The 26,463-nt window shown below is 72.7% G+C and carries 24 protein-coding genes and 1 tRNA gene; 9 read left to right on the top strand and 16 right to left on the bottom strand.

Annotated elements, in window-relative coordinates; genetic code table 11:
• Positions 1 to 5: 5 nt before the first annotated feature.
• Positions 6 to 1,511: a cellulase family glycosylhydrolase gene (locus tag F4556_RS09920; RefSeq protein WP_313068232.1), complete on the bottom strand. Its 1,506-nt coding sequence runs from the start codon at positions 1,509 to 1,511 to the stop codon at positions 6 to 8.
• Between the two features lie 97 nt (positions 1,512 to 1,608).
• A complete protein-coding gene (locus tag F4556_RS09915; RefSeq protein WP_184913487.1) occupies positions 1,609 to 2,238 on the bottom strand; it encodes a TetR family transcriptional regulator in 630 nt (209 codons plus the stop codon).
• A 128-nt stretch (positions 2,239 to 2,366) separates the two neighbouring features.
• On the opposite strand from F4556_RS09915, the gene F4556_RS09910 reads away from it, so the two are divergent.
• Positions 2,367 to 3,584, top strand: coding sequence for an acyl-CoA dehydrogenase family protein (locus F4556_RS09910; RefSeq protein ID WP_184913485.1), 1,218 nt, complete (start codon positions 2,367 to 2,369; stop codon positions 3,582 to 3,584).
• On the opposite strand, the gene F4556_RS09905 is transcribed toward F4556_RS09910, so the two are convergent.
• Genes F4556_RS09905 through F4556_RS09895 form a run of 3 tightly spaced genes read right to left on the bottom strand, consistent with a single transcriptional unit; the run spans position 3,581 to position 5,408 of the window.
• Positions 3,581 to 4,357, bottom strand: coding sequence for an enoyl-CoA hydratase/isomerase family protein (locus F4556_RS09905; RefSeq protein ID WP_184913482.1), 777 nt, complete (start codon positions 4,355 to 4,357; stop codon positions 3,581 to 3,583). The genes F4556_RS09910 and F4556_RS09905 overlap by 4 nt on opposite strands.
• Before the next feature lie 31 nt (positions 4,358 to 4,388).
• Positions 4,389 to 4,808 carry a RidA family protein gene (locus F4556_RS09900; protein WP_184913480.1) on the bottom strand — a complete coding sequence of 140 codons (420 nt, stop codon included), beginning with the start codon at positions 4,806 to 4,808 and terminating at the stop codon, positions 4,389 to 4,391.
• A gap of 51 nt (positions 4,809 to 4,859) precedes the next feature.
• Complete coding sequence (locus F4556_RS09895) at positions 4,860 to 5,408, bottom strand: GNAT family N-acetyltransferase (RefSeq protein WP_184913479.1); 549 nt, start codon at positions 5,406 to 5,408, stop codon at positions 4,860 to 4,862.
• A 63-nt stretch (positions 5,409 to 5,471) separates the two neighbouring features.
• Between F4556_RS09895 and F4556_RS09890 the strand changes: the two genes are divergently transcribed.
• Positions 5,472 to 6,071: a TetR/AcrR family transcriptional regulator gene (locus F4556_RS09890; RefSeq protein WP_184913477.1), complete on the top strand. Its 600-nt coding sequence runs from the start codon at positions 5,472 to 5,474 to the stop codon at positions 6,069 to 6,071.
• 59 nt (positions 6,072 to 6,130) lie between these two features.
• On the opposite strand, the gene F4556_RS09885 is transcribed toward F4556_RS09890, so the two are convergent.
• Positions 6,131 to 6,206: transfer RNA gene (locus F4556_RS09885), tRNA-Arg, on the bottom strand.
• Positions 6,207 to 6,762: 556 nt separating this feature from the next.
• Between F4556_RS09885 and F4556_RS09880 the strand changes: the two genes are divergently transcribed.
• The 5 genes from F4556_RS09880 (at position 6,763) to F4556_RS09860 (ending at position 12,232) form a co-directional block, all read left to right on the top strand.
• Positions 6,763 to 7,425 (top strand): single-stranded DNA-binding protein, encoded by a 663-nt coding sequence (locus F4556_RS09880; RefSeq protein WP_221503574.1) that lies wholly within the window; start codon positions 6,763 to 6,765, stop codon positions 7,423 to 7,425.
• Positions 7,426 to 7,749: 324 nt separating this feature from the next.
• On the top strand, positions 7,750 to 9,075 hold the full coding sequence (locus F4556_RS09875; protein ID WP_184913475.1) for a Cys-Gln thioester bond-forming surface protein: 1,326 nt from the start codon (positions 7,750 to 7,752) through the stop codon (positions 9,073 to 9,075).
• Positions 9,076 to 9,261: 186 nt separating this feature from the next.
• Positions 9,262 to 10,926 carry an energy-dependent translational throttle protein EttA gene (gene ettA, locus F4556_RS09870; RefSeq protein WP_184913474.1) on the top strand — a complete coding sequence of 555 codons (1,665 nt, stop codon included), beginning with the start codon at positions 9,262 to 9,264 and terminating at the stop codon, positions 10,924 to 10,926.
• Positions 10,927 to 11,046: 120 nt separating this feature from the next.
• Positions 11,047 to 11,499, top strand: coding sequence for an acyl-CoA thioesterase (locus tag F4556_RS09865; protein ID WP_184913473.1), 453 nt, complete (start codon positions 11,047 to 11,049; stop codon positions 11,497 to 11,499).
• Between the two features lie 49 nt (positions 11,500 to 11,548).
• Positions 11,549 to 12,232: a DUF8010 domain-containing protein gene (locus tag F4556_RS09860; RefSeq protein ID WP_184913472.1), complete on the top strand. Its 684-nt coding sequence runs from the start codon at positions 11,549 to 11,551 to the stop codon at positions 12,230 to 12,232.
• 21 nt (positions 12,233 to 12,253) lie between these two features.
• Here the strand turns inward: F4556_RS09860 and F4556_RS09855 are convergent, their stop codons facing one another.
• From F4556_RS09855 to F4556_RS09820, 8 genes are all read right to left on the bottom strand, one after another.
• Positions 12,254 to 12,637, bottom strand: a complete 384-nt coding sequence (locus tag F4556_RS09855) for a globin (protein WP_184913471.1) — start codon at positions 12,635 to 12,637, stop codon at positions 12,254 to 12,256.
• Positions 12,638 to 12,738: 101 nt separating this feature from the next.
• The gene (locus F4556_RS39030) at positions 12,739 to 13,947 is read right to left on the bottom strand and encodes an FHA domain-containing protein (RefSeq protein WP_184913470.1); all 1,209 of its coding nucleotides are present in this window, start codon (positions 13,945 to 13,947) and stop codon (positions 12,739 to 12,741) included.
• A gap of 46 nt (positions 13,948 to 13,993) precedes the next feature.
• Entirely contained in the window at positions 13,994 to 15,322 is a 1,329-nt protein-coding gene (locus F4556_RS09845; protein WP_184913469.1) for a vWA domain-containing protein, read from the bottom strand.
• A gap of 62 nt (positions 15,323 to 15,384) precedes the next feature.
• Positions 15,385 to 16,524 (bottom strand): PP2C family protein-serine/threonine phosphatase, encoded by a 1,140-nt coding sequence (locus F4556_RS09840; RefSeq protein ID WP_184913467.1) that lies wholly within the window; start codon positions 16,522 to 16,524, stop codon positions 15,385 to 15,387.
• Positions 16,525 to 16,528: 4 nt separating this feature from the next.
• Complete coding sequence (locus tag F4556_RS09835; RefSeq protein WP_184913466.1) at positions 16,529 to 19,012, bottom strand: serine/threonine-protein kinase; 2,484 nt, start codon at positions 19,010 to 19,012, stop codon at positions 16,529 to 16,531.
• A complete protein-coding gene (locus tag F4556_RS09830; protein ID WP_246511428.1) occupies positions 19,005 to 20,357 on the bottom strand; it encodes a hypothetical protein in 1,353 nt (450 codons plus the stop codon). Before F4556_RS09830 ends, F4556_RS09835 begins: the two co-directional genes overlap by 8 nt.
• 99 nt (positions 20,358 to 20,456) lie before the next feature.
• Complete coding sequence (locus F4556_RS09825; RefSeq protein WP_184913464.1) at positions 20,457 to 21,395, bottom strand: glutamate ABC transporter substrate-binding protein; 939 nt, start codon at positions 21,393 to 21,395, stop codon at positions 20,457 to 20,459.
• A gap of 21 nt (positions 21,396 to 21,416) precedes the next feature.
• A complete protein-coding gene (locus tag F4556_RS09820; RefSeq protein WP_313068228.1) occupies positions 21,417 to 22,796 on the bottom strand; it encodes a GlnX family signal transduction membrane protein in 1,380 nt (459 codons plus the stop codon).
• A 253-nt stretch (positions 22,797 to 23,049) separates the two neighbouring features.
• Between F4556_RS09820 and F4556_RS09815 the strand changes: the two genes are divergently transcribed.
• Positions 23,050 to 23,625, top strand: a complete 576-nt coding sequence (locus tag F4556_RS09815) for a nucleosidase (RefSeq protein WP_184913462.1) — start codon at positions 23,050 to 23,052, stop codon at positions 23,623 to 23,625.
• 25 nt (positions 23,626 to 23,650) lie between these two features.
• On the opposite strand, the gene F4556_RS09810 is transcribed toward F4556_RS09815, so the two are convergent.
• Positions 23,651 to 24,241: a cysteine hydrolase family protein gene (locus tag F4556_RS09810; protein ID WP_184913460.1), complete on the bottom strand. Its 591-nt coding sequence runs from the start codon at positions 24,239 to 24,241 to the stop codon at positions 23,651 to 23,653.
• Positions 24,242 to 24,312: 71 nt separating this feature from the next.
• On the opposite strand from F4556_RS09810, the gene F4556_RS09805 reads away from it, so the two are divergent.
• Complete coding sequence (locus F4556_RS09805) at positions 24,313 to 25,257, top strand: GlxA family transcriptional regulator (protein WP_184913458.1); 945 nt, start codon at positions 24,313 to 24,315, stop codon at positions 25,255 to 25,257.
• A gap of 91 nt (positions 25,258 to 25,348) precedes the next feature.
• On the opposite strand, the gene F4556_RS09800 is transcribed toward F4556_RS09805, so the two are convergent.
• Positions 25,349 to 26,359: a quinone oxidoreductase family protein gene (locus F4556_RS09800; RefSeq protein ID WP_184913456.1), complete on the bottom strand. Its 1,011-nt coding sequence runs from the start codon at positions 26,357 to 26,359 to the stop codon at positions 25,349 to 25,351.
• Positions 26,360 to 26,463: the final 104 nt, after the last annotated feature.

Genomic DNA, 26,463 nt, shown 5'->3' with positions numbered 1-26,463 from the left:
GCCTTTCAGCTGCCGCTGATCCGGACCGTCACGACCGTGCCGGGGCGGACCAGCGGCAGCAGGACCCGGGCCACCCCGGCCCGGTCGCCCCGGGGCTGGTCGACGTCCAGCACCGAGGCCCGGGCGCCGCTGACGGTGACCTTGACGCCGTTGGGGTAGGCGGTGCCGGGCAGGCTGATCTCGGTCCAGCCGCCGCTGCCCCCGGCGGTGCGGCCGCCGGTGACGAAGGTCAGGGTGTAGCTGCCGCCCTGGTAGCTCTCGGTGCCGGGGGTGCCCGCCAGGGCCCGGGCGTACGGGCCGAAGACCGGCTCGTTGCCGGGGGCCGGGCGGCCGTCCGGGCCGAGCGCGCAGTAGCCGCCGCCGCCCTTGCACCAGTACCACATGGCCCAGCCGGAGGCGAAGCCGTTCATCGCGGCGACCTGACGCTTCACCAGCTCGGTGTTGCCCGGGGTGCGGGAGTTCGGCGGGCCCCACTCGCCGACCAGTACCGGCAGGTGGTTGGCCCGCGGGTAGGCGCTGATCGCGGCGAGGTAGTTCTCCACGAAGCCGCCGGACGGGTCCCAGTCCCGGCCCGCCTCGACGGCGGTGTCGTAGAAGTGCGGGGCGTAGCCCAGCCGGTCGGCCCCGGAGCGCGGGTCGCCGAAGCCGGGCAGCTGGGTGGGCACGCCCTGGCCGACCAGCACGGTCGGTTCGACGAACAGCCAGGAGCGGCTGTCGACCTGGCGGACGGCCGTGATCAGGCGGCGGTACATCTCGGCCAGCCGCCCCTGCTCCAGCTCGGCCGAGGCGGCCACCAGTACGGCTGGGTCGGTCGGGTCGCCGGGGATCGGTCCTGACGGCTCGTTGAACAGGTCGTAGCCCAGCAGTGAGCGGTGGTCCCGGAGTTCGCGGGCCAGCCGGGTGTAGAAGTCGGCCTGCCAGCGGCGCAGGTCCGGGTCGTCGTAGAGGTGGGTGAAGGCGGCCTGCACGGCGGGCTGGAAGTACCCGGCGAACCAGTCGTCCGGGTCCTCCTCGAACGGCAGGCCGTCGTCCCGGGTGGCCCAGAGCGGGATGCCCCGGTCGCCGCCGCCGAACTTCGGCCCGTAGACGTCCTGGTGGAAGTCGACCAGGGCCAACAGGCCGTACTTCTCCGCCCAGTTGAGCACCCGGTGCAGCCGGTCCAGCTCGGTCCGGTCCAGCCGGCCCCGGGTCGGCTCCAGCCGGTTCCAGGAGATCGCCACCCGGACCAGGGTGAAGCCGTGTTCGGCGGCGGACCGCAGGTCGGCCTCGGTCGCCTCGGCGTACTTGTCGACATTGAAGCCGCGCAGCTGGAGCACCCGCCCGGCGGAGTCGGTCAGGTGGGTCCGGCCGTCGGCGGTGGTCACCGTGCCGGTCGGGAAGTCGGCCCGCTGGTGGCGGTCGCCCTGAGGGTAGGAAGCCTGGTGCGCGGCGGCCTCGACCGGCATCGCGGCGCCGGACAGCACGGCGGCGGTGGCCAGGGACAGGGCGGCGGCGGTACGGCGAACACGCACGGGGCACCTCGCGGCGGGGCATGGGGGTGGGGTGCGCCGATCCTGCCGCACCGCGATGGCGGGCACAAGAGGTGAGTAGCCCTCATGTTCCGAGCCGTCAGGCGGGTGCCCCTGGCAGTGGTGCCGCCGCCGCGAGCCGGCCCCAGAGCAGATCGGCCAGCGCCTGCACCATCCGGGCCCGGGAGCAGGGCCGCTGGTCCAGCCACCAGTCGCCGGCCGCCAGCACCATCCCGGTGATCGACCGGCCCCAGGTCTCGGCGAGCAGCGGCGCGTCCGGGCCGAGGTCGACCTGCGCCCGGACCGCCCGGGTGATCTCCTCGGCGATCTGCCGCAGCGCGGGCGCCAGCGCCTGGCCCGCCCCGGCCGGGTCGCCGGACTCCGGGTGGGTCAGCAGCCGGTACACCTGCGGGCGGGACTCGATGCCCGCCAGGTAGACGTCCAGCACGTGCTCGACCCGGTCGCGGCGCTCCAGCGGTTCGTTCAGCGCGGCCCGGACGGCGGCCAGCAGGCCGCTGGTGTGACGCTCCGTCAGAGCCCGGATCAGGCCCGTCCGGTCGCCGAAGTGCCGGTACAGGATGGGCTTGGTGATGCCCGCCTCGGCGGCGATCGCGTTCATGCTCGCGCCGGGGCCCTCGCGCTGGATGACCCGGTCGGCCGCGTTCAGCAACTGCTCGCGGCGCGGCTCCACGGCGTTCGACGGTTGCTCGCGGCGGGGCTCTGGGGACACGGTGCGGCTCCTCGCTCGGCCGTTGACACGGATTACCAATCAGTAGCAGACTCGCGGCATGTTACCCGGGGTAACACCCCGATGGCGTGGGCCTTTCGGTCCGCACTCCCGTCCCGGAGGCAACCCGCATGAGCACCTTCTCCCTCGACCCAGGCCCGGACCAGCTCGCCGTCCGGGACTGGCTGCACGGCTTCGCCGCCGACGTGATGCGCCCGGCCGCCGCCGAGTGGGACGAGCGCGAGGAGACCCCCTGGCCGATCATCCAGGAGGCCGCCAAGATCGGCATCTACTCGCTGGACTTCTACGCCCAGCAGTACTTCGACCCCTCCGGCGTCGGCATCCCGATCGCCATGGAGGAGCTGTTCTGGGGCGACGCCGGCCTCGGCCTGGCGATCGTCGGCACCACGCTGGCCGCCGTCGCCGTGCTGGCCAACGGCACCGACGAGCAGATCGGCACCTGGGCCCCGCAGATGTTCGGTACGCCGGACGACGTCAAGGTGGCCGCGTTCTGCTCCTCCGAGCCGGACGCCGGGTCGGACGTCTCGGCGCTGCGCACCCGCGCGGTGTACGACGAGGCCAAGGACGAGTGGGTGCTGAACGGCACCAAGACCTGGGCCACCAACGGCGGGATCGCCGCCGTGCACGTGGTGGTGGCGACCGTCGACCCGGCGCTCGGCTCGCGCGGGCAGGCGTCCTTCGTGGTGCCGCCGGGCACGCCCGGGCTGAGCCAGGGTCAGAAGTTCAAGAAGCACGGCATCCGCGCCTCGCACACCGCCGAGGTGGTGCTGGACGGGGTCCGGATCCCCGGCAGCTGCCTGCTCGGCGGCAAGGAGAAGCTGGACGAGCGGCTGGCCAGGGCCCGGGAGGGCGTCAAGAAGGGCGGCCGGAACGCCGCCATGGCCACCTTCGAGGCGTCCCGTCCCGCCGTCGGGGCGCAGGCGATCGGCATCGCCCGGGCCGCGTACGAGGTGGCGCTGGACTACGCGAAGACCCGGGTGCAGTTCGGCCGCCCGATCATCGACAACCAGGGCGTGGCCTTCCAGTTGGCCGACATGAAGACCCGGATCGACGCGGCCCGGCTGCTGGTCTGGCGGGCCTCCTGGATGGCGGCCAACAACCAGCCGTTCACCTCGGCCGAGGGCTCGATGTCCAAGCTGTACGCGGGCGAGACCGCCAAGTACGTGACGGCGCAGGCGATGCAGATCCTCGGCGGCAACGGCTTCACCCGGGAGTACCCGGTGGAGCGGATGCACCGGGACAGCGCGATCTACACCATCTTCGAGGGCACCAGCGAGATCCAGCGGCTGGTGATCGCGCGGGCCATCTCGGGTCTGCCGATCCGTTAGAACTTCGGTTGGCGGCGTTCCAGGAACGCCGCCAACCCCTCGCGGACGTCCGGCGACTGGCGGGACTTGCGCTCCCACGGGGCCAGCGCCGCCGCCGGGTCGTCCGCGGCCAGCGCGGCCTTGGCGGCGCCGATGGTCTGGGGTGAGCGGGTCGCCAGCAGCTCGGCGAACTCCCGGGCGCGGGCGTCCAGTCGGTCGGCGGGCAGCACCTCGTCCGCCAGGCCGAACAGCTCGGCCCGCCGGGCGCCCACCAACTCGCCGGAGAACAGCAGGTACTTGGCCCGGGCCGGGCCGACCAGCCGGGCCAGCCGGACGGTCGGCACGGCCGGGTAGACCACCCCGAGCTTGGCCGGGGTGATGCCCAGCAGGGCGTCCTCGGCGACGAACCGCAGGTCACAGGCGGCCGCCAACTGGCAGCCACCGCCCACGCAGTGGCCGTGCACCACGGCGATGGTGGGGTGCGGGAAGGCGGCCAGCGCCTCCTCGGCCGCGACGTTCTCGGCGTGGTAGGTGTCGGCCAGGTCCGGGTCGGCGTAGACCCGGGTCAGCTCGCTGATGTCCGCCCCGGCGCTGAAGGTGCCGTTCGCACCGGTCAGCAGCAGCACCCTGACCCCGGGCGCGGTGGCCAGCCGGTCCAGTACGCCGGGCAGCGCCCGCCACATCGCCCCGGTGACGGCGTTCCGGCGCTCCGGGCGGTCCAGCACCAGGGTGGCGACGGCGCCGTCGACCGAGGCCCGCAGGCCGGCCGTACCGGTGTCGAACTGCTGGGGCACGGCCGCCTCCGGGATCGTCAGGGGTGTCGGTTCACCCTTCCACAGTGGGCTGGTCCGGGACCACGGCGGTGAGTGTGATCTCCACCAACTGGCCGGTGTAGCCGAGGGTGGTGACGCCGAGCAGGGTCGAGCTGTGCGGTCCGGCGCTCAGCGCCGAGGCCTTGACGAGCTCCCAGACCTCGGAGAGCGGCTCGGGCCGGTCGGCCACCACGTAGACGGTGCTGGCCACCACCTTCTCCAGGCCGCTGCCGACCGAGGCCAGCGCGGTCTCGAGGTTGGCGAGCACCTGCCGGGTCTGGGCCTCGTAGTCACCCGGGCCTACCAGCTTGCCGTCGGCGTCCAGCGGCACCCCGCCGGCCAGGAAGGCGAGGCGCTCACCGGCCTCGACCAGGACGGCGTGCGCGTAGCCCGGTGGCGGGAACAGGGCGGGGACGGTGCGGTGCTCGGCCATGGCGCTCCGTAGGTAGTCGGGCGGCCATCCTCAACCGGCCTGGCCCTGCTGTCACTTGGTTTTCTGCCACTCGTGGGCCAGCATCGACCAGACCTCGTAGTCCTGCCGGGCGCCCTGGAACTCGCACCACTCGCGCAGCGTCCCGTCGTGGTGCATCCCGAGCTTCCGGGCCACCGCCCGGCTGCGGGTGTTGACCGTACTGTTCCACCACTCGGCCCGGTGCAGGCCGCGCACCGTGAAGGCGTGGTCGAGCAGTCGCCGGACGGCGGCCGTGATCAGGCCCCGGCCCTGGGCGGCCGGTTCGCACCAGGCGCCGATCTCGCACTTGCCGCCCTTGGCGTCGAAGGACACGAACATCACGCCGCCGACCAGCGTCCCGTCCAGCCAGATGCCGAACAGCTCCCCGCTGTCGGTGGCCTGCCGGTCGGCGTAGCGCTGCAGGGTGGCCCGGGCGGAGTCCAGGTCCGTGCTGAAGGTGGCCCACGGGATCCACGGGTCGACGTTGGTCCTGGCCCGGTCCATGTGGGCCAGGAACTCGGCGGCCTGCCACGGCTGGAGGGGGCGCAGCTCGGCGTCGTCGGTGAGCGGTACGGCGTACAAGGGGCCCTCCCCGGGCGGATGGTCGAACGTACATAACAAACGTTTGGTAGGTACCCTAGCGCCATGACGCCAGCTCGTGGAGACCATGACGCCCGCCGTTCCGAGGTCTCCGCGGCGGTCTGGCGGGTGCTGGCCGACCGCGGCTTCGGCGGTCTGACGCTCCGTGCGGTGGCGGCCGAACTGAACGCCAGCACCGGGCTGCTCACCCACTACTTCCCGAACAAGCGGGCCCTGCTGGCGTACGCGCTGGACCTGCTCGACCGGCACACGGTGGACCGGCCGCGCCCGGCGGCCGAGCGGACCTCGCCGGCCGACGGCGGGCGGGCGCTGCTGCGGGCGACCCTGCTGGACATCCTGCCGCTGACGCCGGAGGGGGTGGCCGGCAACCGGATCTGGGTCGGCTCCTGGGACGCGGCGCTGACCGACCCCGAACTGGCGGCCGACCACGCCGCCCGCTACCGCCGGGCCAGGGAGCGGCTGACCGAGCTGGTCGCCCAGGCCAGGGAGCAGGGCGACCTGACGGGGGAGGCGAGCGTGGCGGAGGTGGCGGCGGGGGCCCAGAGCTTCGTGCTGGGGTTGGTGGTGCAGGCACTGTTCGCCCCGGCCGAGTTCCCGCCGGAGCGGCAGGTCGAGCTGCTGGACCGGTACCTGGACGGGCTCTGAGGCTCCGGGGAGGCGGCCGGGGCGGGGGAGCGGCGGCGCCCGCGAGGGAGGGGTGGTGCTGGTGCCCCCAGCAGGATTCGAACCTGCGACCTACCGCTTAGAAGGCGGGTGCTCTATCCGCTGAGCTATGGGGGCGTGACGACATCCGCCCGGGTGGGCTTCGGCCGGCCTGCGGGGTCCGGGACAGGATAAGGGTGCCCAGATACTCAGCCGGGTCTTCAAGCACCGTGCGTGGTGTGTCGGCACCGGTTGAGCGGTCCGATAATCGCAGGTGGCGGCCGGGCATGCAGCGCCCTGACCGCTTCTGACGCCGGACGTTGTGCAGTCGTTACGGGGCTGTCGCCCCACCTGTTATGGATTCGGTGCGGAGAATGGGCCGGCCGGAGGGCCGGGTGGGGGAAGGTTTTGGCTTCCTTCGGTCGGATGACGTGCGCGGATGCGCCCACCGGCCACCCCTTCGGGGAGCGGCGCCCGGCGGCGGGCCCGTCCGCCAGTTGTCATGGCCTCGATAAACTGACGTCGAGTCAGCCGGAAATCGGAGCCGATTCACTCCGGAGAGTGAGGCCGGTTATCCACATGTGCGAGTTTTCCCCAGGATTTCGAAACGACCAGGATCGTTTTTCCCGGACCGGCATCCTCTCCTCGGCGGGTGATTTCACCCGGTGATTCCCGATGGACGGAGAGTGTCCCGATGAACGAGACCATGGTGACCATGATCGGCAATGTCGCCACAGTGGTGAGCTACTCGCAAACGGCCGCCGGAGTCCCGGTGGCGAACTTCCGGATGGCCGCCACCGAGCGCCGCTACGACCGCGAGAAGGGCGACTGGGTGGACGGCGAGACGAGTTGGGTGACCGTCACCGCCTGGCGCTGGCTGGCGGCCAACGTGGTGAGCTCGCTCAGCAAGGGCGACCCGGTGGTGGTCAGCGGGCGGCTGCGGGTCCGGGAGTGGGGCGAGGAGGAGAAGCGGCGCTGCGTGGTGGAGATCGACGCCCGGGTGGTCGGCCACGACCTCGGCCGCGGGACGACCGCGTTCCGCTGGGCGGTGCAGGCCAAACCCGAACTGGTGTTGGGTCGTTCGGGTCGGGAGGAGTCCGCGGCCCTGCCCGCCGGCTCGCCCGCCGGGCTCGCCGGTGCGCTGCCCGGTCCGGCGTCGGCGGGTCAGGCGGTGCCGGGGTGGATCGTCGCCGCGGTCGAGTCCCGGCAGGCGGCGGTCGCGGCGCCGGCGGTCCGGGCGGCCGGCGCGGGGGAGGTGGCGGAGGAGGCGGCTGGGGTCGAAGTGCCCGCTGGTGTGCGGGAGGTGAAACCGGAAGGTGGTGAAATTGCAAGCAGTGATCGAGTAGCGATCGGCTGAGACCGAAGCTGCTCACCGTTCGACACTTCGGGTCCGTCGGAGTGCCCGGGTGGAAAGGCTCCTGATTGGGAGTGAGAAACTGGCGGGTCGTCAGTACACCGTTGCGATCAGCTGCTTGATAACAATATAGATACGGAACCGTCCGCGTTTGGCACGGAGGTTTGCCAGCGGCCTCCGGTCAATAGGATGCGTCTGGTTCACACAAGTGCGGCGGTGTCACAGGGTGCGTCGCTTTGCAAGGCGGGCTGCCATCGGCAAGGCCCAGCCCGGAGGGGTCACTAGATGTTCAAGCAGGGGCGGGCTCTCTCCCGCATAGCCGGTGTCATGCTCGCGTCGAGCATGCTGCTCGGCAGCGGGATGATGCTGGCGGGTTCGGCCAGTGCCGTGTCGCAGGAGTCGACGGGCACCAAGGCGAAGCTGAAGGACGGTCTCCGGCACAGCGGGACCGTCAGGTACGAGCTGAACGGGCATCAGAAGGAGGTGCAGGGCGGCATCCTCCAGCTGGAGACCGAGGACAAGAAGATCCTCGACACCTACTGCATCGACCTGCTCAGCCCGACCAAGCCGAGCGCGGACTACACCGAGACCGGCTGGGCCTCGAGCTCGCTGGCCGGCAAGCCCGAGCAGGCCGGGAAGATCCTCTGGATCCTCCGCAACTCCTACCCGCAGCTGAACCTCGCGCAGCTGCGCGAGAGCAGCAAGATCAAGGACCTCTCGGAGGACGACGCCGCAGTCGGCACCCAGGCCGCGATCTGGTACTTCTCGGACGGCGTCAACGCCGTCCCGGACGACGCCGAGGCCAAGCAGCTGACCGAGTACCTGCGCCAGAAGGCGGTCAAGCTCGAGGAGCCGAAGCCGACCCTCACCCTCAACCCGAGCGCGGTCTCCGGCAAGAGCGGCGACCTGCTCGGCCCGATCACCGTCACCACCAACGGCGCCTCCGTCGCGCTGGCGCTGGACGAGGCGGGCACCAAGGCCGGCCTGAGCATCACCGACAAGGCGGGCAAGGCGGTCAAGACCGCCAAGACCGGCGACGAGATCTACGCCAAGGCCCCGGCCGGGGCCAACCCGGGCACCGCCACCATCAAGGCCACCACCTCCGCCGAGGTCTCGGTCGGCCGCGCCTTCACCGGCGTCAACGCCCAGAACGAGCACAGCCAGACGCTGATCCTGGCCGGCTCCGAGCCCGTCCCGGCAGCCGCCACGGTGGCCCTCAACTGGGCGCCCGCCGGCCCGATCCCGGCCGTCACCGCCAAGGTCGACTGTGTGGAGGGCGCCGTGGTGGTCACCGCCACCAACAAGGGCGACCAGGACTTCACCTTCACCCTGTCCGGCCAGACCGTGACCGTCCCGCCGGGCGGCACCAAGAGCGTCCCGGTCAAGGTCGCCGAGGACACCGCGTACGACATCGTGGTCAGCGGCCCGAACGGCTTCAAGGCGGAGTTCAAGGGCGTACTGAACTGCAAGACCGACACCGCGGCCTCGCCCACCCCGAAGGCCCCGTCGGCCAGCCCGTCCGGCCCGGTGCTGGCCAACACCGGTGGCGGCGGCCAGACCCCGCTGGTCGCCGGTATCGCCGGCGCCCTGGTGATCGCCGGTGCCGCCGCGGTCTTCACCCTGCGCCGCCGCGGCCGCCACAGCCGCGCCTGACCGGCTGAGCCGGTCCCACCGAACGGTGGGGCCACAGCCCGGAGCACATCCGGCCCCGGTCCCTCCGCAGTCGAGGGGGCGGGGCCGGTGCCGTCCCCGGACAGGGCGTTAGGGGGCGTCCGCCGCGTGCGGCACAATGGAAGGCTGCAACCCGAATACTCACCGACGACGCCGGAGCGATCTCACGTGGCGGAATACATCTACACCATGCGCAAGGTGCGCAAGGCCATCGGCGACAAGGTCATCCTTGACGACGTGACGCTGAGCTTCCTCCCTGGGGCGAAGATCGGTGTCGTCGGCCCCAACGGTGCTGGTAAGTCCACGGTGCTGAAGATGATGGCCGGCCTGCAGCAGCCCTCGAACGGCGATGCCTTCCTCTCCCCCGGCTACACCGTCGGCATGCTCCTGCAGGAGCCCCCGCTCGACGAGTCCAAGACCGTCCTGGAGAACGTCGAGGACGGCGTCAAGGAGATCAAGGGGAAGCTCAACCGCTTCAACGAGATCGCCGAGCTGATGGCGACGGACTACTCCGACGCGCTGCTCGACGAGATGGGCAAGCTGCAGGAGGACCTGGACCACGCCGAGGCGTGGGACCTGGACGCCCAGCTGGAGCAGGCCATGGACGCGCTGGGCTGCCCGCCCGGCGACTGGCCGGTCACCAAGCTCTCCGGTGGTGAGCGCCGCCGCGTCGCGCTCTGCAAGCTGCTGCTCGAGGCGCCCGACCTGCTGCTGCTCGACGAGCCCACCAACCACCTCGACGCCGAGTCGGTGAACTGGCTGGAGCAGCACCTGGAGAAGTACAAGGGCACCGTGGTCGCGGTCACCCACGACCGGTACTTCCTGGACAACGTCGCCCAGTGGATCCTGGAGCTCGACCGCGGTCGCGCCTACCCCTACGAGGGCAACTACTCCACCTACCTGGAGACGAAGCAGACCCGTCTCAAGGTCGAGGGCCAGAAGGACGCCAAGCGCGCCAAGCGGCTCAAGGAGGAGCTGGAGTGGGTCCGCTCCAACGCCAAGGGCCGTCAGGTCAAGTCCAAGGCCCGCCTCGCCCGCTACGAGGAGATGGCGGCCGAGGCCGACAAGATGCGGAAGCTGGACTTCGAGGAGATCCAGATCCCGCCGGGCCCGCGCCTGGGCGCCATCGTGATCGAGACCAACAACCTCTCGAAGTCCTTCGGCGAGAAGCTGCTGATCGACGACCTGAGCTTCACCCTGCCGCGCAACGGCATCGTCGGCGTGATCGGCCCGAACGGCGCCGGCAAGACCACGCTGTTCAAGATGCTGCTCGACATGGAGACGCCGGACTCCGGCAGCGTCAAGGTCGGCGAGACGGTCAAGATCAGCTACGTCGACCAGTCGCGCGCCAACATCGACCCGAAGAAGACGCTCTGGGAGGTCGTCTCCGACGGCCTGGACTGGATCAACGTCGGCAACGTCGAGATGCCGTCCCGCGCCTACGTCTCGGCGTTCGGCTTCAAGGGTCCGGACCAGCAGAAGCCGGCCGGGGTGCTCTCCGGTGGTGAGCGCAACCGCCTCAACCTGGCGCTGACCCTCAAGCAGGGCGGCAACCTGCTGCTCCTCGACGAGCCCACCAACGACCTCGACGTCGAGACCCTGTCCTCGCTCGAGAACGCGCTGCTGGAGTTCCCCGGCTGCGCCGTGGTGATCTCCCACGACCGGTGGTTCCTGGACCGGGTGACCACCCACATCCTCGCGTACGAGGGTGACAGCAAGTGGTTCTGGTTCGAGGGCAACTTCGAGTCGTACGAGAAGAACAAGATCGAGCGGCTCGGCGCCGACGCCGCCCGCCCGCACCGGGCCACCTACCGGAAGCTGACCCGGGGCTGACACGCCGGTGCAACACCGGCCCGGCAGGCTGCCCCTGGGGTGGCCTGCCGGGCCGCCGCCCGTGAGCTACCGGCGGGTACCCGGTCCTGACGGGCAATCGGATTCTTGAGGAGATCGACCGTGGCACGCCACATCTACGCCTGCCCCCTGCGGTGGTCCGACATGGACGCCTTCGGACACGTGAACAACGTGGTCTTCCTGCGCTACCTGGAGGAGGCCCGGATCGACTTCATGTTCACCCAGGCCGCCGCCGCCGGCGCCGGGGAGTTCGCGGGCGGCTCGGTGGTGGCCCGGCACGAGATCGACTACAAGCGCCCGCTGGTGCACCGGCCGGAGCCGGTGACCATCGAGACCTGGGTGACGAAGATCGGCGGCGCCTCGCTGACCGTCTCCTACGAGATCAAGGACACCGCCGAGGACGGCACCGAGACGGTCTACGTCCGGGCCTCCACCGTGGTGGTCCCGTACGACCTGGCGGCCGGCCGGCCGCGCCGGATCAGCCCGGTGGAGCGGGAGTTCCTCGGCCGGTTCGTGGACGGGGCCGAGCAGGTCCAGGCCGCCGCGGCCGCCTGAGCCCTGTCCCCGTCCTTGTCCCGTCTTCGTACCCGAGTGAGCTGATCCGTTGACCGCCCCCAGCCTTCCGCTCGCCGACACCACGGAGGCCGCCGACCTGGCGGCGTTCCTGGAGCGGCTGCTGCGCTTCGACCGGGCCGCCGCCGTCCGTCTGCAGGCCGTCCGGGCCGAGCACGGGCCGGTGCTGGCGGTGTTCGGGCGGCTGCCGCTCGGCAGCTCCGGGGTGCTGGCCGTGCGCAGCGCCCGGCTCGGGGACGGTGCGGCGGAGGCCGATCTGACCGTCTCGGCCGGTCAGTTGCTGGAGAGCATCGACGAGCCGGCCGCCACGCTCGGCCTGCCGGCCCCGGTCACCGGCCCCGCCTGGGCCGGCCTCCTGCCGCCGCGCTCGCGCTGGGAGCGCACCGGCGCCACCACCGCGCCCGCGGTGATGCCGGAACTGATGTCCGCCGTACGGGAGTTCAAGCAGCGCACCGTCGAGATCCCGGAGCACCACCGCACCCGCTCGGCGCTGGACGCGCTGGCCGACGAGATCTGGGCCCGCCCGCTCGGCGCCATGCCCGAGCTCCCGCTCCGGGCCGCGCATGCCGCCTATGTGGTCGGTTTCCTGACCCCGGACGCCACCCTGACCGCGCACCGCTCCGGCACCTGGCTGCGGCTGAGCGCCCCGGCCGGCTCGGTCGCGCTGCGCACCACCGTCCCGGGCGGCGGCCTCGGGCTCAGTCCGCTGCGCTGAAGCCGCCCGGCCCGGCCGCGCTCAACCCGCGGTGTTGACCATCGAGGCGGCGGCGTAGGTGAGGTAGTCCCAGAGCTGGCGCTCGGCGTCGGTCGGGAGCTCGAGGGCGTCCACGGCCGTGCGCATGTGGCGCAGCCAGGCGTCGTGGGCGGCCTGGTCGACCTTGAACGGGACGTGGCGCATCCGCAGCCGGGGGTGGCCGCGCTCGTCGCTGTACGTGCGGGGCCCGCCCCAGTACTGCATCAGGAACAGGGTCAGCCGCTCCTCGGCCGGGCCGAGGTCCTCCTCCGGGTACATCGGGCGCAGCAGTTCGTCCCCGGCGACACCCTGGTAGAAGACGTGCACCAGCCGCCGGAAGGTCGGCTCGCCGCCGATTTGTTCGAAGAACGTCGCCTCGTCAGTCACTTGACCATGGTCGCAGACCGGTCCGGCGGTCGTACACCAGGACCTGGGGACGAGGACCAAGGGCCCGGTCGGTGGGGGCCGGAGCCCCCACCGACGGTCCGTCAGGCGCGGTGCAGGGTGATCGTGGTCCAGGCGCCGATGTGCACCCGGTCGCCGTCGTTCAGCGGGATCGCGGTGTGCGGGGGAACCGCCTCCGGGCCGCCGTTCACCGTGGTGCCGTTGGTGGAGTCCTGGTCGACCAGCACCCAGCTGCCGTCGGCCTGCTCGGCCAGCAGCGCGTGCTGGTGCGAGGCGCCCGGGTCCTCCGGCGGGACGGAGAGGTCGATCTCCGGCACGGTGCCCCGGTGCTGGCTGCGGCGGCCGATCCGGAGCTGGCCACGGCCGGTGAGCGGGATCCGGCGCTCGGGGCAGTACGGCGGGAAGAACAGTCCGGCTGCCTCCGGGCCGCTGCGGGCCATCATGTCGGTGAAGTACTCGCGGTCGGCCGTGACCACCGCGATCCAGGTCGACCTGGCCGGGGGAGCCCCCGGCGGCTGCAGGTGGAAGGAAGTGCCGAACTCGTCACCCGGGGCGCTGCCCGGCTGCGCGTAGGTCGGGCCCGAGTCGAAGCTCTCCAGGCCCTCCGAGCCCTGGAAGGCCGGGTTGGCCGGGTTCGTCCGGAACTGCCCGGCCTGCGGCTCGAACTGCCCGTGGCCGGTCGGAGCAGCCGGAGCACCGAGCGGCGGGAACGGCGAGGGCTCCGGGGTCGGCGCGGGCGGCGGTACCGGCGGCTGGTAGGGGCTGGGCATCGGCGGGGGCGGCGGCACCGGCGGCTGGTACGGGGCGGGCGTGGGCACCGGCGCGGGGGCAGGCGGCGGGAAGCCGTACCCGGAGGTCGGCCGCTGCTGTTGCTGCTGGCTCGCGGGCGAGGAGAGCTCGTAGTCGAAGCCGCACTCCTCGCAGTACCGGCCGGTCTGCGGGGTCCGGCAGATTGGGCAGGTGAGCAGGCCGGCCGTGAGGTCGGACTGGGTGAACTGACCGGCCCCGGCCTGCGGGTACGGCGCGGGCTGAGCGGGGTGACCGGGCTGGGTGTACTGCGGTGCCGCCCCCTGCTCCGGCTGCCCGTGCTGACCGGGCTGCCCCGGCTGGGTGTACTGCGGCGCCGGCGGAGTGTGCGGCTGGCCGGTCGGTACGCCCTGCGGCTGGGTGTGCCCGCTGACGAACGGCGACGAGCCCGGCACGGCCAGCCCCGGCGGCGGAGTCATCGGGAAGCCGCAGAAGTCGCACCAGTCCTCGGCCTGCGACTCGTGGCCCCTAGGGCAGATCGGCATCAGGTCCCCCACATCTCCAGCGTTCCGGTTCGGCCCCCCGAGCCGGTCACTTCTTCACCCGGACGGTCTTGGTCGACCGGGTGTCCAGCGTCATCGAGTCGGCCTCGCTCACGTTCTTACGGAACCGAACGGTACCCTCCTTCGGATCCACCACGTCGACCACCTTCTGCAGCAGCTTGAAGGTGCTCTCGTTGCCGGTCCGGTGGGCGATCCGAACGGCCGCGCCGAGCTTGGCCGTTGCCAGGTCGACATCCCCCGCGCGGTGCGCCTCGAGACCCTCCTGGATCGAGGAGGCCAGCTCGGCCTGGCCGGTGAAGTGGGCGACCTGCGGGCTGATCCGGGTCGAGGAGGCCAGGTCGTCCGTCCAGACCGCGCGGACCAGGCCCTGGGAGAGCACCTCGGTCGTCCCGTCGGGCTGCGGCAGCAGCAGACTGATCCGGGCGGCCAGCATCTCGTTGCCGACCTCGGCGGCGGGCACCTCGACGCAGACGTGGTAGTCGCGGCTCTCGTCACCCCAGGAACCGGTCGGGTAGTCCCCGGCCCGGGGCCCGGCGTCGGCCCGACGATCCGTCAGGTCCTCCAGGTTCGGGGTGACCTGCTTGACGAACTTGACCACCGCGTTGGCCGGCGTCCAGACCCGCAGCGCCACGTCGGCGACCTGCTTGCCCATCGCCTGCACCATCATCTGCTGGAAGTCCTCGGCCAGTCCGGACGGTTCGGCGACGATGTCCACGGTGCCCAGCAGGGCCGAGGCGATCTTGCGCAGCTCGGTCACCTCCCAGTCGGTGCCGACGCCCCGGCAGTCCACCGTGAAGAAGCCCGCGGCCTGGCCGAGCACCCGCTCCAGGTCGGCGGCCTTCTCGTGCTCGTTGCGGCCGTCGGTGAGCAGGATGCCGTGCCGGATCGCTATGTCGGCCCGGCTCTCGAAGAGCTGCTTGGCCTTGGTCAGCCAGGTGCCGATCGCGGTGCCGCCGTTGGCGGTCAGCTTGCGCAGCGCCTCCTTGGCCTGCGCGCGGGTGGCCTGGTCGGCGATCGCCAGCTTCCCGCCGCCCGGGTAGACGTCCTTGGCCTCGTGGGTGCCGGCCACCACGGCGAAGGCGACGCCGTCGCGGATGGTGTCGACGGCGACGGCGGTGGCCTCCCGCGCGTTGCGCAGCTTGGCCGCGGGGTAGTCCATCGACCCCGAGCAGTCGACCATGATCACTACGGCGGCGGCCGCACCGGCGTCCCGGGCCAGCGGCTGCCCGCCCGAGGTGCCGCCGCCGGTCGCGGTGACGGTGACGATCGCGTTCACCTCGCGGGCGCCTTCGGCCAGGTACTCGTTCTGGAAGATGTCGACGCTGAAACTCGGGTGGGACCGGGACAGAACGGCCATCGCTGCTCCTGACGGGCAATCAGTGGTTCGGCGGGCGGGTGGACAAGTCTGCTGAGCGGCCGTCAGCTTCCGCTGCCGGGCCGGTGGAGCTGGAGGGTCGGCGAGGAGTGCAACGGCGCGGCCCCGGCGCTGGCGGACTGCAGCGGGACGGTCCGCAGGGTGGTCTCGGCCGGCGGGCTGATCGGCAGCACCGCCACCGTGATGTTGTCGTGGCCGCCCGCCGTCACCGCGAAGTCGACCAGTTCGCGCGCGGCGGCCAGCGGTTCGGTCCTGGCGTCGGGGCGGACGCGTTCGGCCAGGTCGGCGGCGGCCTCGGCGTAGTTCCACAGGCCGTCGGTGCAGACCAGCAGCACGCCGGGCACGTGCGGGGTGAAGCTCACGGTGTGCGGCTCGATCTCCTCGGCGTCCGCGCCCAGCCAGCCGGTGATCGCGTGCGCGCGGGGGTCGGCGTACGCCTCGGCCTCGTTCATCAGGCCGATCGCCACCACCCGGGCCGCCCAGGAGTCGTCCTCGGTCAGCCGGTACGCCACGGCGGACTCCCGGTCGTCCGGGATCCAGTACGCCCTGGTGTCGCCGACCCAGCCGATGGTGACCAGACCGGCGGCGGAGATCGCGCTGACGTAGGTGCAGGCGGGGGCGTTCTGGCTGCCGCTCGGCGTCCGGGTGCCGTCCTTGGCCAGCTCGGCCACCGCGCGGGCCGCCTCGCCGATCGCCTCCCGCATCGCCTGGTCGGGGCGCCGCCCGCGCTGCAGCGCGGTCAGCAGGTGGGCGGAGGCCGCCTCGACCGCGGTGGCCGACGCCTCGTCAGGACGGGCCGAGGAGGAGACCCCGTCGCAGACCACCGCGAGCACGGCCGGTTCGCCGCCGGGCAGGTGGGTGGCGGCCACCGTGAAGGCGTCCTCGTTGCGGTGGTGCCGCAGGCCGCGGTCGGTGACCCCGGCGACGCCGTCCGCGGTCAGCTCCTGGTGATCGCGCGGGCGGGGCTGCGCGCCACCGCAGCTCTCGCAGTACCCGTCCGCCGCCAGCTCGGCCGAGCCGCAGTGCACGCAGCCCGGCGCCGGGGCGGTGGCGGTGGCGGTCTCGGGCGTGGCGGCGGCCGACGGCACGTCACCGGTCACGTTCAGGCCGCAGGCCCCGCAGTAGTCGTCCTCGGGGTCCAGCGGCTCGGCACAGCTCGGGCACCTGGTCTGCTGCTGCGGCATCGGTTCACACCCACGTCCGGGGGCGGGCACGGTTCGCCCGCTCCACCATCTCGATCCTGATCTCGGCCCGGTCGGTCAACCGTGCCAGTACTCGATAGGAGTGTTCCAGGGCGAAGCGCAGTTCCCGTTCAGCGGCCCGATGTCCCAGGACGTCGAGCGTGCCGCTCACACCTTCGGCCGAGCTGCCCGCCGCGCCGCCCGCCGAGCCGGCCAGCACCCAGCCCAGCGAGGCGTTCAGGATCTCGACCGAGAGCTCCTCGGTCCGCCGGGCGTCCAGCGACAGGGCCGTCAGCTGCGCCGAGCAGCGGGCCAGTTCGGGCCCGAGCGGCTCCTCCGGGGCCCGCCCGCGCAGCCGGGCGCGCAGGGTGGCGATCCGGGCGGCGGTGTAGTGCGCGGACGCCTCGGGCACCGTCTCCAGGGCGGTCACCGCACCGGGCCGGTCACCGGCCGCCAGCAGCACCCTGGCCAGGCCGAAGGCGGCGCTGACGTACGCCCGGTCGGTGCTGCCGACCAGGCGGTAGAACTCGGCGGCGTCCTGGGTGTTGCCGAGCAGCTCGGCGCAGACGGCCAGCGCCAGCTTGGGGGCGGCCTCGCCGGGGAAGGCGTCGTAGACCGCGTCGAAGGCGGCGGCGGCCTGTTCGGCCCGGCCGGCCGAGAGCTCGGCCAGCCCGCGGTACCAGACCACCCGCCAGTCGTCGCCGCGGTCCTCTTCGAGGGCGAGCAGCTGCACCTCGGCATCCTCCCGGGCGCCGAGCTCCAGATGGGCCCGGAGCGCCCGCAGCCGCAGCTCGACCGAGCCGGCCGGGGCGGTGGCCAGCGCGGCCAGGGCCTCGGCGGGGGCGCTGGCCACCAGGGTGGCCAGGAAGCCGGCCCCGGGGTCGGCGGGGTCGACGCGGGGGACCGGCAGGGCCAGCGCGGCGGCGCTCGGGTCGAGCGGATCGGGCGTCAGCTCGGTGTCCACCACCCGCAGTTCGGGGCCGAACAGGGTGGAGAGCGCCGGGCGCGGCCGCCCGTCCTGGAGTGCGAGCAGCTCCCGGAGCACACCGGTGAGCTGGTCGGCCATCTCCTCGGCGGAGCCGAACCGGCGCGCCGGGTCCGGGTCGGTGGCCCGGACCAGCAGGCGGTAGTACGACTCGTACCGGGCGAACAGCGGCACCCGCTCGGGGCCGGGCAGCTCGAACTTGAAGGTGGTGTTGTAGCCCTGGAAGTCGAAGGTCAGCACGGCCAGCGTGCGGGCCACCGTGTAGAGGTCGGAGGCGACCGACGGGCCGTCGGTGGCGATCTCCGGGGCCTGGTAGCCGACGGTGCCGTAGACCGGGCCGTCGTCGCCGGAGCGGGAGACCGCGCCGAGGTCGATGATCTTCAGCGAGTCCTCGCTCTGGATCACGTTGTCGATCTTGAAGTCGCAGTACACCAGCCCCCGCGCGTGCAGGTAGCCGAGCGCGGGCAGCGCCTCCAGCGCGTACGCGATCGCCTGCTCGACCGGCAGCGGCTCGCGCCGGCCGTCCGGGGTGCGGCGCTCGTTGGCGATGTCCTTGAGCGACTTGCCGCCGATGTACTCCATCACGATGTAGCCGTCGATGGAGCCGGAGCGCAGGTCGGGGTGCTCGACGAAGTTGATGATGCGGACGATGTTCGGGTGGTCCACCTCGGCCAGGAAGCGGCGCTCGGCGATGGCCACCGCGAGCGCGTCCTGGTCGCCGGTGTCCAGCAGGCCCTTGAGCACCACCCAGCGGTCGTTCACCCGGCGGTCCACCGCGAGGTAGATCCAGCCGAGCCCGCCGTGCGCCAGGCAGCCCAGCACCTCGTACTGACCGCCGACCAGGTCGCCCCGGGTCAGCTTGGGCGTGAACGAGTACGGCGTGCCGCACTTGGTGCAGAAGCCGTCCGGGCGGCCCGGGACGCCGTTCTTCTCCCGGCCCACCGGGGCGTCGCACTTGCTGCAGAACCGCTTGCGCTCGGGCACTTGAGGGTCGGTCAGCACCGCCGCGCCCGGGTCCGCCGAGGGGATGCTCGGGACGGTCACCAGGCCGGCGCCCAGGTTGCCGCGCCGTCCGGTGCCGCTGCCGGAGCTGCTGGTGCCGCTGCGGACCGAGACCGAACGGCCGCTGCCGGTCCGGGTGGACCGGTGCGAGCGGGAGCGTCCTGACATGGTCCGGGAGGAGACCGAGCCCGAGTACGGCTCGGTCCTGGCCGAGGGCACCAGGGGCAGCGCCCCGGCCTCGGCGGCCAGGCCGCACTCGTCGCAGTAGCCGTCGGTGTCGATCGTCCCGGTGCAGCCGCGGGTGCAGGCAGCCCCGGTCACCACCTTGACCGAGCCCGACGCCGAGCCCGACACCGAACTCGACGCCGAGGCCGTCACGGCCGCCGCCTTGGCCGAAGCCGTGGCGGTCGCGGCCAGCGGAGCCAGCCCGCACTCGTCGCAGTAGCCGTCGCCGTCGATCGTCCCCGAGCCGGAGCACTCCGGCCGGGTGCAGGTCTCACCCATTGCCCTGATCCCCCTGTCCGTCCTGGTACTGGTCCACCCGCTCCACCCGCTCCACCCGGTCCATCGGAGCGGCCTGGGCGGCCGGAGCCGCCGGCCGCAGCGCCTGCTGGAACCGGGCCACCGCCTCGGCCGCCGCCCGCAGGTCGCACGGCGCGCTCCAGAGCAGCCAACGGGCCTTCTCGAAGCGCTCGATCACCACCGGGTCCTCGGCCACCCCGAGCCGGGCGGCCATCGCCTTGTACGCCTCCAGTCGCCCGCGCAGCTCGGCCCGTATCGCCAGCGGCTGGGCCACCTCGGTGAGCGACTGCCTGGCCCGGCCGAGCTCCTTGGCGGCCACGTCCTCCAGGGTGTCCAGCAGCGGGGCCAGCCGGTGCCACTGCCCGGTCTGCTGCAACTCGACCGCGAGGCCGATCCGTTCGCGCAGCGCCGAGGCCGGGCCCGGTACGGCGGGCACCTCGGTGGCGGCGATCTTCGCGAGCACCTCGCCGCGGGCCCGGCGCGCCTCGGCCAGCGTGGCGTCGGCCCGCTGCAGCAGGTCGCCGACCTGCTGGAGCCGGTCGTGGGCCTCGTCGCGCAGCCGGAGCAGCCCGTCGAGCTCCATCCGGACGCCGTCCAGCGCCCGGCCGGCCCGGTCGAACCGCTCGGTGTCCACCACCCCGGCCACCGCGCCCGGCGTCAACGGCCCGGCGGCACCCCGCTGCGCGGGGACCCGGCCGGGTCGCCAGAGTGCCAGCGGGTCGGTCCGGACCTCGGCCCGCAGGTCGGTCAACTCCCGCTCCAGGCCGTCCAGATCGTCGGCCAGCGGGTGGGCCCCGGAGCGCACCCCGACCGAACCGGAGAGCATCCGGACCCGGCCCAGCTCGGCCAGCAGCAGGTCGATCCGGGCGGGCAGCGCGGACCAGACCGCGTCGGTGGCGGCCACCACCTCGTACACCATGGCGTACCAGGCGTTCATCCGCTCCAGCAGCTCGGCCAGGCTGATCCGCTCGACCAGCCGGACCGGTACCGGGCCACCGGTGTCCGGGAGTTGGCTGCCCGAGACGGTGACGGCCGGGCCGCCGAGCAGCTCGCTCAGCTCGGCCAGCTCCGCCCCGCCGGGCCGGCTGCGGCGGGCCCGGACGGCCACCGCCGAGGCCAGCGCCTCCGCGTAGCGGTCGAACAGTGCCCAGAGCAGCGTCAGCCCCGGCTCGGCCACCGACCAGCGCTCCAGCGTCCGCCCGCTCAGCGTGGCACCCTCCAGCAACCGGCGGCCCGGGTGCTCCTGCAGAGCCAGCAGCGCGGCCTCCACCGCGTCGCGCTCCGCCCCCAGCCGCGCCAGCGCGCGGTCCACCTCCTCCCGGCTCATCACCGGGCCGGCAGCTCCTGCGAACGCCACGTCATTCCTCTCCAGTCTCGCCGTGCTTCGGTGCGCGATCTCACGGTGTTCCAGCTCCCGGTGTTACGCCTACGGCAGGTAGGGCGCCGAGTTGGCGCCCATGCTGGGGGCCAGCCAGCGGTCGTAAGCGGCCTGCCAGCCGCCGTTCGCCCGGTAGTCCAGCAGGATCTGGTTGACCAGCGCGGTCAGGTCGGTGTCCTCCTGCTTGAGTCCGATCCCGATCTTCGCCGGGATGATGTTCTCATCGACCAGCCGGACGGCGGGGTCCTGGGCGGCCTGGGCGGCGGCCAGCGAGGAGTCGGTCAGCGTCCCGTCGACCTTGCCGAGCTGCATCAGCACCAGGCAGTCGAGCTGGTTCTCCACGATGGTGACCGAGCTGGTGCCGTACCCGGGCTTCTTCAACTCGGTCTCGGAGGAGGACTGCTGGGCCGCGCAGGCGCGCTTGCCCTTCAGCGCCTCGGCCACCGTGGTCGACTTGTCCGACTTCGGCACCACCAGCCGCTGCCCGGTGGAGAAGTACGGCGCGGAGAACGCGATGTCCTTGCGCCGCTCGCAGTTGATGGTCATGGTGCGGACGACCATGTCCACGGTGCCGTTGCGGATCGCCTCGATCCGCTTGGCCGTGGTCACCGTCCGGAAGGTGACCCGGTTCGCGTCACCCAGCACGGCCTTGGCGATCGCCCGGGACAGCAGGATGTCGAAGCCCTCCAGCTGCCCGCTCTGCGGGTTGCGGAAGCCCCAGTTGTAGCTGTTCTGGTCCACGCCGACGACCAGCGTGCCGTTGGCGCCCCGGTTCTTGATCTCCTGCACCTTCCGGCCGGTCAGCGAGGAGCTGGGTGCCGGGGTCTGCTCGGAGCAGTCCCCGGCGGCTTCGAGGGCCGGCGCCTGCGGGGCCGCGGCCGGAGCGGCGGTGCCGACTCCCGGCACACCGTGGGAGGTTCCGGCCCCCACCAGACCGGCGGCCAGTGCCGCAGCGACGACCAGTGCCCTGGCCCGAACCGTACGCACAGTCAAGTCCCCCATCGCCCGCTACCGGTACTCCGCCAGACGGCGGCCGAGGCCGACCGCCACACCCGCCGCCGCCAGCAGCGCCAGCACCGCGGCGCCCACCGCAAGCGCGGTGAGCCCGCCGCCGACGCCGTCCGCCGAGCGCTCGAAGGCGGCCAGTTCGGCCGCCGCGGCCTTGCCCAACTGCCCGTCCAGCGCGCTGAACACGGCCTCGCTGGTGTCCGTCCCGCCCGGGCCGACCACGGCCTTCACGGCGGCGGCGTAGTCGTCGCCCTCCTCGGCGGCCCGGTGCCTGGCGTCCCAGCTCGGGAACAGCTTCCCGGCCTGCTCCAGCGCGGCGGCCGCGTCCTTCGGCGCCCCGGCCGCAGCCTGGGCCAGCGTGCCCTGGCCGGCCCTGGTCCGGCCGTCCGCGACCGGCGCCCCGGCCAGCGCGCCGGTGTACTTCAGCCAGTCCTTGTCGTACGAGTCGGAGCCGCCCCGGGCCACCAGGTCCAGGTTCTCCGCCGCCCGGGACTGCAGCGCCTCGATCCGGGCCTGGTTCAGCACCCGGAGCGGGACGGCGCCCTGCGCCCGGCTGTCGCCGAGGTCCAGCCCGGCCGAGACGGTGCCGACGGTCAGCCAGAGCAGCCCGGCCAGCACCGCCGCCGAGGCGCCCAGCATCCCGATGTTGAAGACCCGGTTGGTCCGGCGCAGCAGCAGCACCTGGCACCAGGCCAGCATCCCGAGCGTCAGCAGACCCAGCACGAGCGCCGTCCAGGGGAAGGACTCGGCGGCCGCGTAGTCCCGGTCCAGCTGCTGGTTCTCCGCCTCCGCGAGCTTCTGCGCGGCGGGCAGCATGGTGCCCTGCATCTGCTTGGAGGCGTACCGCAGGTAGGCGCCGCCGAGCGGCAGCCCCTGCCGGTCGTTGGCCCGGGCGGTCTCCACCAGGCCCGCGTACTTCGGGAGTTGCTGGTTCAGCTCGGCCACCCAGCGCTGGGCGTCCGAGCTGGCGTCGGTCCGGGCGGCGGCCTGGGCGAGCAGCCGGGCCGCGGTGGCCAGGTCGCCCTCGTACCGCTCGCGCAGGGCCGGCGGGGCGTCCCCGGCGAGCAGGAACGCGGAGGCCGCCGTGGTGTCGGCGTCGGCCAGCGAGCGGTAGATCTCGGCGGCGTCCTGGCTGAGCGGCTGGCTGTGCGTCACCACCTGCCCGGCCGCCTTGGCCCGGACACTCACCTGCCAGGCCGTCAGCGCCCCGAACAGCAGCACCAGGGTGGTCAGCACCACCCCGGCCGCGCGCAGCCGGGCCGGCGCGGTGCCGGTCAACTGCCGCAGCCGCTGCTGCGTGGCCGTCCTGACCGTCGCCGCCGTCGTGGCCGTCGTTGTCGCCGACGGCGCCCGCTCGCCTGTCACCACCGGTGTCGCCACCTGCCCCACCCTCCCCCTGGACCCTCCGCGTTCGGAGTGCGGTCCGTTGCGAGCAGTATGGCCGCCGGGTCCGACCGCCACACTCGAGTTGCGCCGATCTTGAGGTACCGGCGGCTCCCAGGAGCCCGGCCGGTCGCCGTCGGAGGTGTTCTCCGTCACGGGCGACGCGGGACGCACCCTATGCGGTTCCCGTCGATCACTACCAGACCGGGGCCCTCGGGAGGGGAGGGCCGGTCACCTTACGATGGACGGCATGCGTCTGCTCGGAACCATCACCCCCGACCGCCCGCTGCTCGTGGTCGCCGTCGAGGAGGAGGCCACCCACTTCGGTGACTCGCTCCCGATCCTGCTCACCGGCGTCGGCAAGATCAACGCCTCGGTGGCCCTGGCCACCGTGCTCGCGCGGGGCGAGCGGCCCGCCGAGATCCTCAACCTCGGCACGGCGGGCGCGCTGCGTTCCGGCTGGGAGGGCACCCACGAGATCGCCCGGGTGCTCCAGCACGACCTGGACACCCCGGTGCTGCGCGCGCTCACCGGCCGGACGTACGGCGCCCCGATCGACCTGGACGTGGCCGGCGGCCCGGTGCTGGCCACCGGTGACCTGTTCGTCTCCGACCCGGCCGCCCGGGACCGGCTGGCGGAGCAGGCCGACCTGGTCGACATGGAGGGCTACGCGATCGCCACCGTGGCCCAACGGGCCGGTGTGCCACTGCGGTTGGTCAAGCACGTGAGCGACGAGGCGGGCGCGGGCGCGGACCGCACCTGGCGCGAGTCGGTGGACTCCTGCGCCAAGCAGCTCGCCGCCTGGCTCCGCGACCAGGGCCACTGACGCTCCGTCAAAGGATGACGCCGGGTCAGACCGCCTTGAGTACCGCCGCGGTGTCGACCACCTTGGCGAACCGCATCGCGTGCAGCACCGCCCCGGTGCCCTTGGCCAGTTGCTCGGCCGGGATGAGCTCGCCGTCCGGGCCCGCCATCGCGAAGGTGTGCATGGCGTCGATCGGGAAGACCACGTCGTAGCCGAGGTTGCCGCCCATCCGGGCGGTGGTCTCGTTGCAGACGTTGGTCATGATGCCGACCGTCACCAGCTGGGTGGCGCCCCGCTGCTGCAGCCACTCGTGCAGGTCCGGCGTGCCGTAGAAGGCGCTGTTCACGGTCTTGGTGATGTGCAGGTCGGCGCTCACCCCGGCCACCACGGGCTTGAGTTCGTACCCGGGGGTGCCAGGGGTGAGCGGCCCGCGTGCCGTCTGGTGCTGCACCACGACCACCGGCCGGTCGGTGCGCTGCCACGCGTCGAGCAGTTCGCCGATCCGCTGCTCGGCCTCCGGGTTGTCCCGGGGGCCCCAGTACTCCTCGTCCTCGAAGCCCTGCTGGACGTCGATCACGATCAGGACGGCGTCGGGGGCGATGGTCAGGGGGGCGTCGAACGCGCTGGTGTTGGTCATGACTCCATGCTGCGGGCCGCACCCGACCGGGGGTGAGCGGGCGGACCGCCGGTGATCGATAGATTCCTGCCATGAAGACGGTGGGGTGTCTGATCCTGGACGGCGTCCGGGCGTTCGACTACGCGGTGATCGGCGAGGTGTGGTCCGACCGGCGGAGCCGGCTCGGCTGTCCGACCTTCGAGCTGCGGGTCTGCGGTCCGCCGGGCAGCCGGGTCCGGTTCGGCGGCGGGCTGGAACGGGTGCCGGACGCGGGCCTGGACGCCCTGCTGACCTGCGACCTGGTGGTGGTGCCGGGCGTGCAGGAGCCCACCGTCCGGGCCCCGGAGGAGGTGCTGGACGCGCTGCGCGCCGTACACGCCGCCGGGATCCCGATCGCCTCACTCTGCGCGGGGGCCTTCCTGCTCGCCGACGCGGGCCTGCTGGACGGCCGCCGGGCCACCACGCACTGGTACCTGGCCGCCGACCTGGCGCACCGTCACCCGGCGGTCCAGGTCGACCCGGAGGTGCTGTTCACCGGTGACGGCCAGGTCTGGACCTCGGCCGGGGTGGCCGCCGGGATCGACCTCTGCCTGCACCTGGTCCGCGCGGCGCACGGCCAGCAGGCGGCCGCCGCGATCGCCCGGGCGATGGTCACCGCACCGTTCCGCTCGGGCGGCCAGGCCCAGTTCATCCCGACCCCCGTGCCGGACGCCACCGCCGACGACCCGCTCTCCGGGGTCCGGGCGGCGGTCCTCGGTGCTCTGGAACACCCTTGGACGGTGGGCGAGTTGGCCCGGCTGGCGACCATGTCGGAACGGTCCTTCGCCCGCCGCTTCACCGAGACGACGGGCGTCCCCCCACTGCGCTGGCTCTCCGAGCAGCGCGTGCTGGCCGCCCAGCGCCTGCTGGAGGAGACCGACCTCCCGGTGGACGAGATCGCCGTCCGCTGCGGCTTCGGCTCCGCGGTCTCGCTCCGCCCCGCCTTCACCCGCCGCGTCGGTGTCGCCCCCCGCGACTACCGGCGCACCTGGCGCTAGCTGTTCTGTCCCGGGAGGGGATCTTGGCGATGACGGTCGGCCATGCCCTCGACATCTCGGTCTCCAAGATCCTCGACCTCGTCACCCGCGATCAGCTCTGCGTCTCCTCGCGGCGTCCGACAGCGGCCGCATCGGGTACGACGAGCAGCTTGCCGGTGGTACGCCGAGCCTCCAGATCGCTGTGGGCCTGGGCGGCCTCGGACAATGCGTAGCGGCCCGTTACGGTGACCTCAAGTGCCTTGGAGCGCACCCACTCGAACACATCGGCGGCCCGTCGGAGCAGTTCGGACCGATCGGTGATGAAGTCCCCGAGGCTGGGCCGGATCAGGGTCAGCGAACCGCCGTGGGCGAGCCGAATCGGATCAAACGGCGGCACGGCACCACTTGCCGCGCCGAAGAGCACGAGATGGCCGCGGGTTCGCAGGCTGGCGAGGCTCGCGTCGAAGGTGGCCGCGCCGACGCCGTCGAAGACAACCGGCAGTCCCTGACCGCCGTTGAGCCGCCTCACCTCGGCCGCGAGATCGTCGACTGCGGAGGAAAGGATCACCTCAGCGGCCCCGGCACGCTTCGCCAGCTCGGCCTTCGCCGTGGTCGACGTCGTGCCGATCACCCTGCCGCCGAGATGGGTGATGAGCTGGGTCAGAAGCAGCCCCATGCCACCGGCAGCCGCATGCACGAGCACCGTGTCGCCCCCCTGGACCGGGTAGGCGTCCTTGATGAGATAGTGCGCGGTCATGCCTTGGAGGAGCACGGCGGCGGCTGTCTCGAAGCCGATATCGTCGGGCAGCGGCACCAGCCGGGAGGAGTCCACGACGGCCCGCTCGGCATACGTGCCGGGAATCTCCACCCAACCGACCCGGTCCCCGACTGCGACGTCGGCGACGCCGGGTCCAACTTCGACGACCGTGCCGGCGCCCTCAGCGCCCGGGGTGAAGGGCAGCGGGAGACTGTACCGGCCTTCGCGGTGGTAGACGTCGAGGAAGTTGACCCCGGATGCGGCGACCTCCACGATCGCCTCGCCCGGACCCGGCCGCGGCAGGTCCACCTCGGCCTCCTGCAGCACCTCGGGACCGCCCACTTCGTACACCTGAATCGCTCGCATGGCTCTCCTATAACGGCTCGTCCCCCACCAACCCCGTTGATGGCGATCCGATTCCCGGCACGCAGACCAGCCCGCCGCCCCCGCCGCCTCCCGCGTCGGCGCGA

The sequence above is a fragment of the Kitasatospora gansuensis genome (assembly GCF_014203705.1).
Classification (GTDB): domain Bacteria; phylum Actinomycetota; class Actinomycetes; order Streptomycetales; family Streptomycetaceae; genus Kitasatospora; species Kitasatospora gansuensis.
Note: the sequence above shows the minus strand (reverse complement) of the source record. Positions and strands in the feature narration are given on the sequence as shown.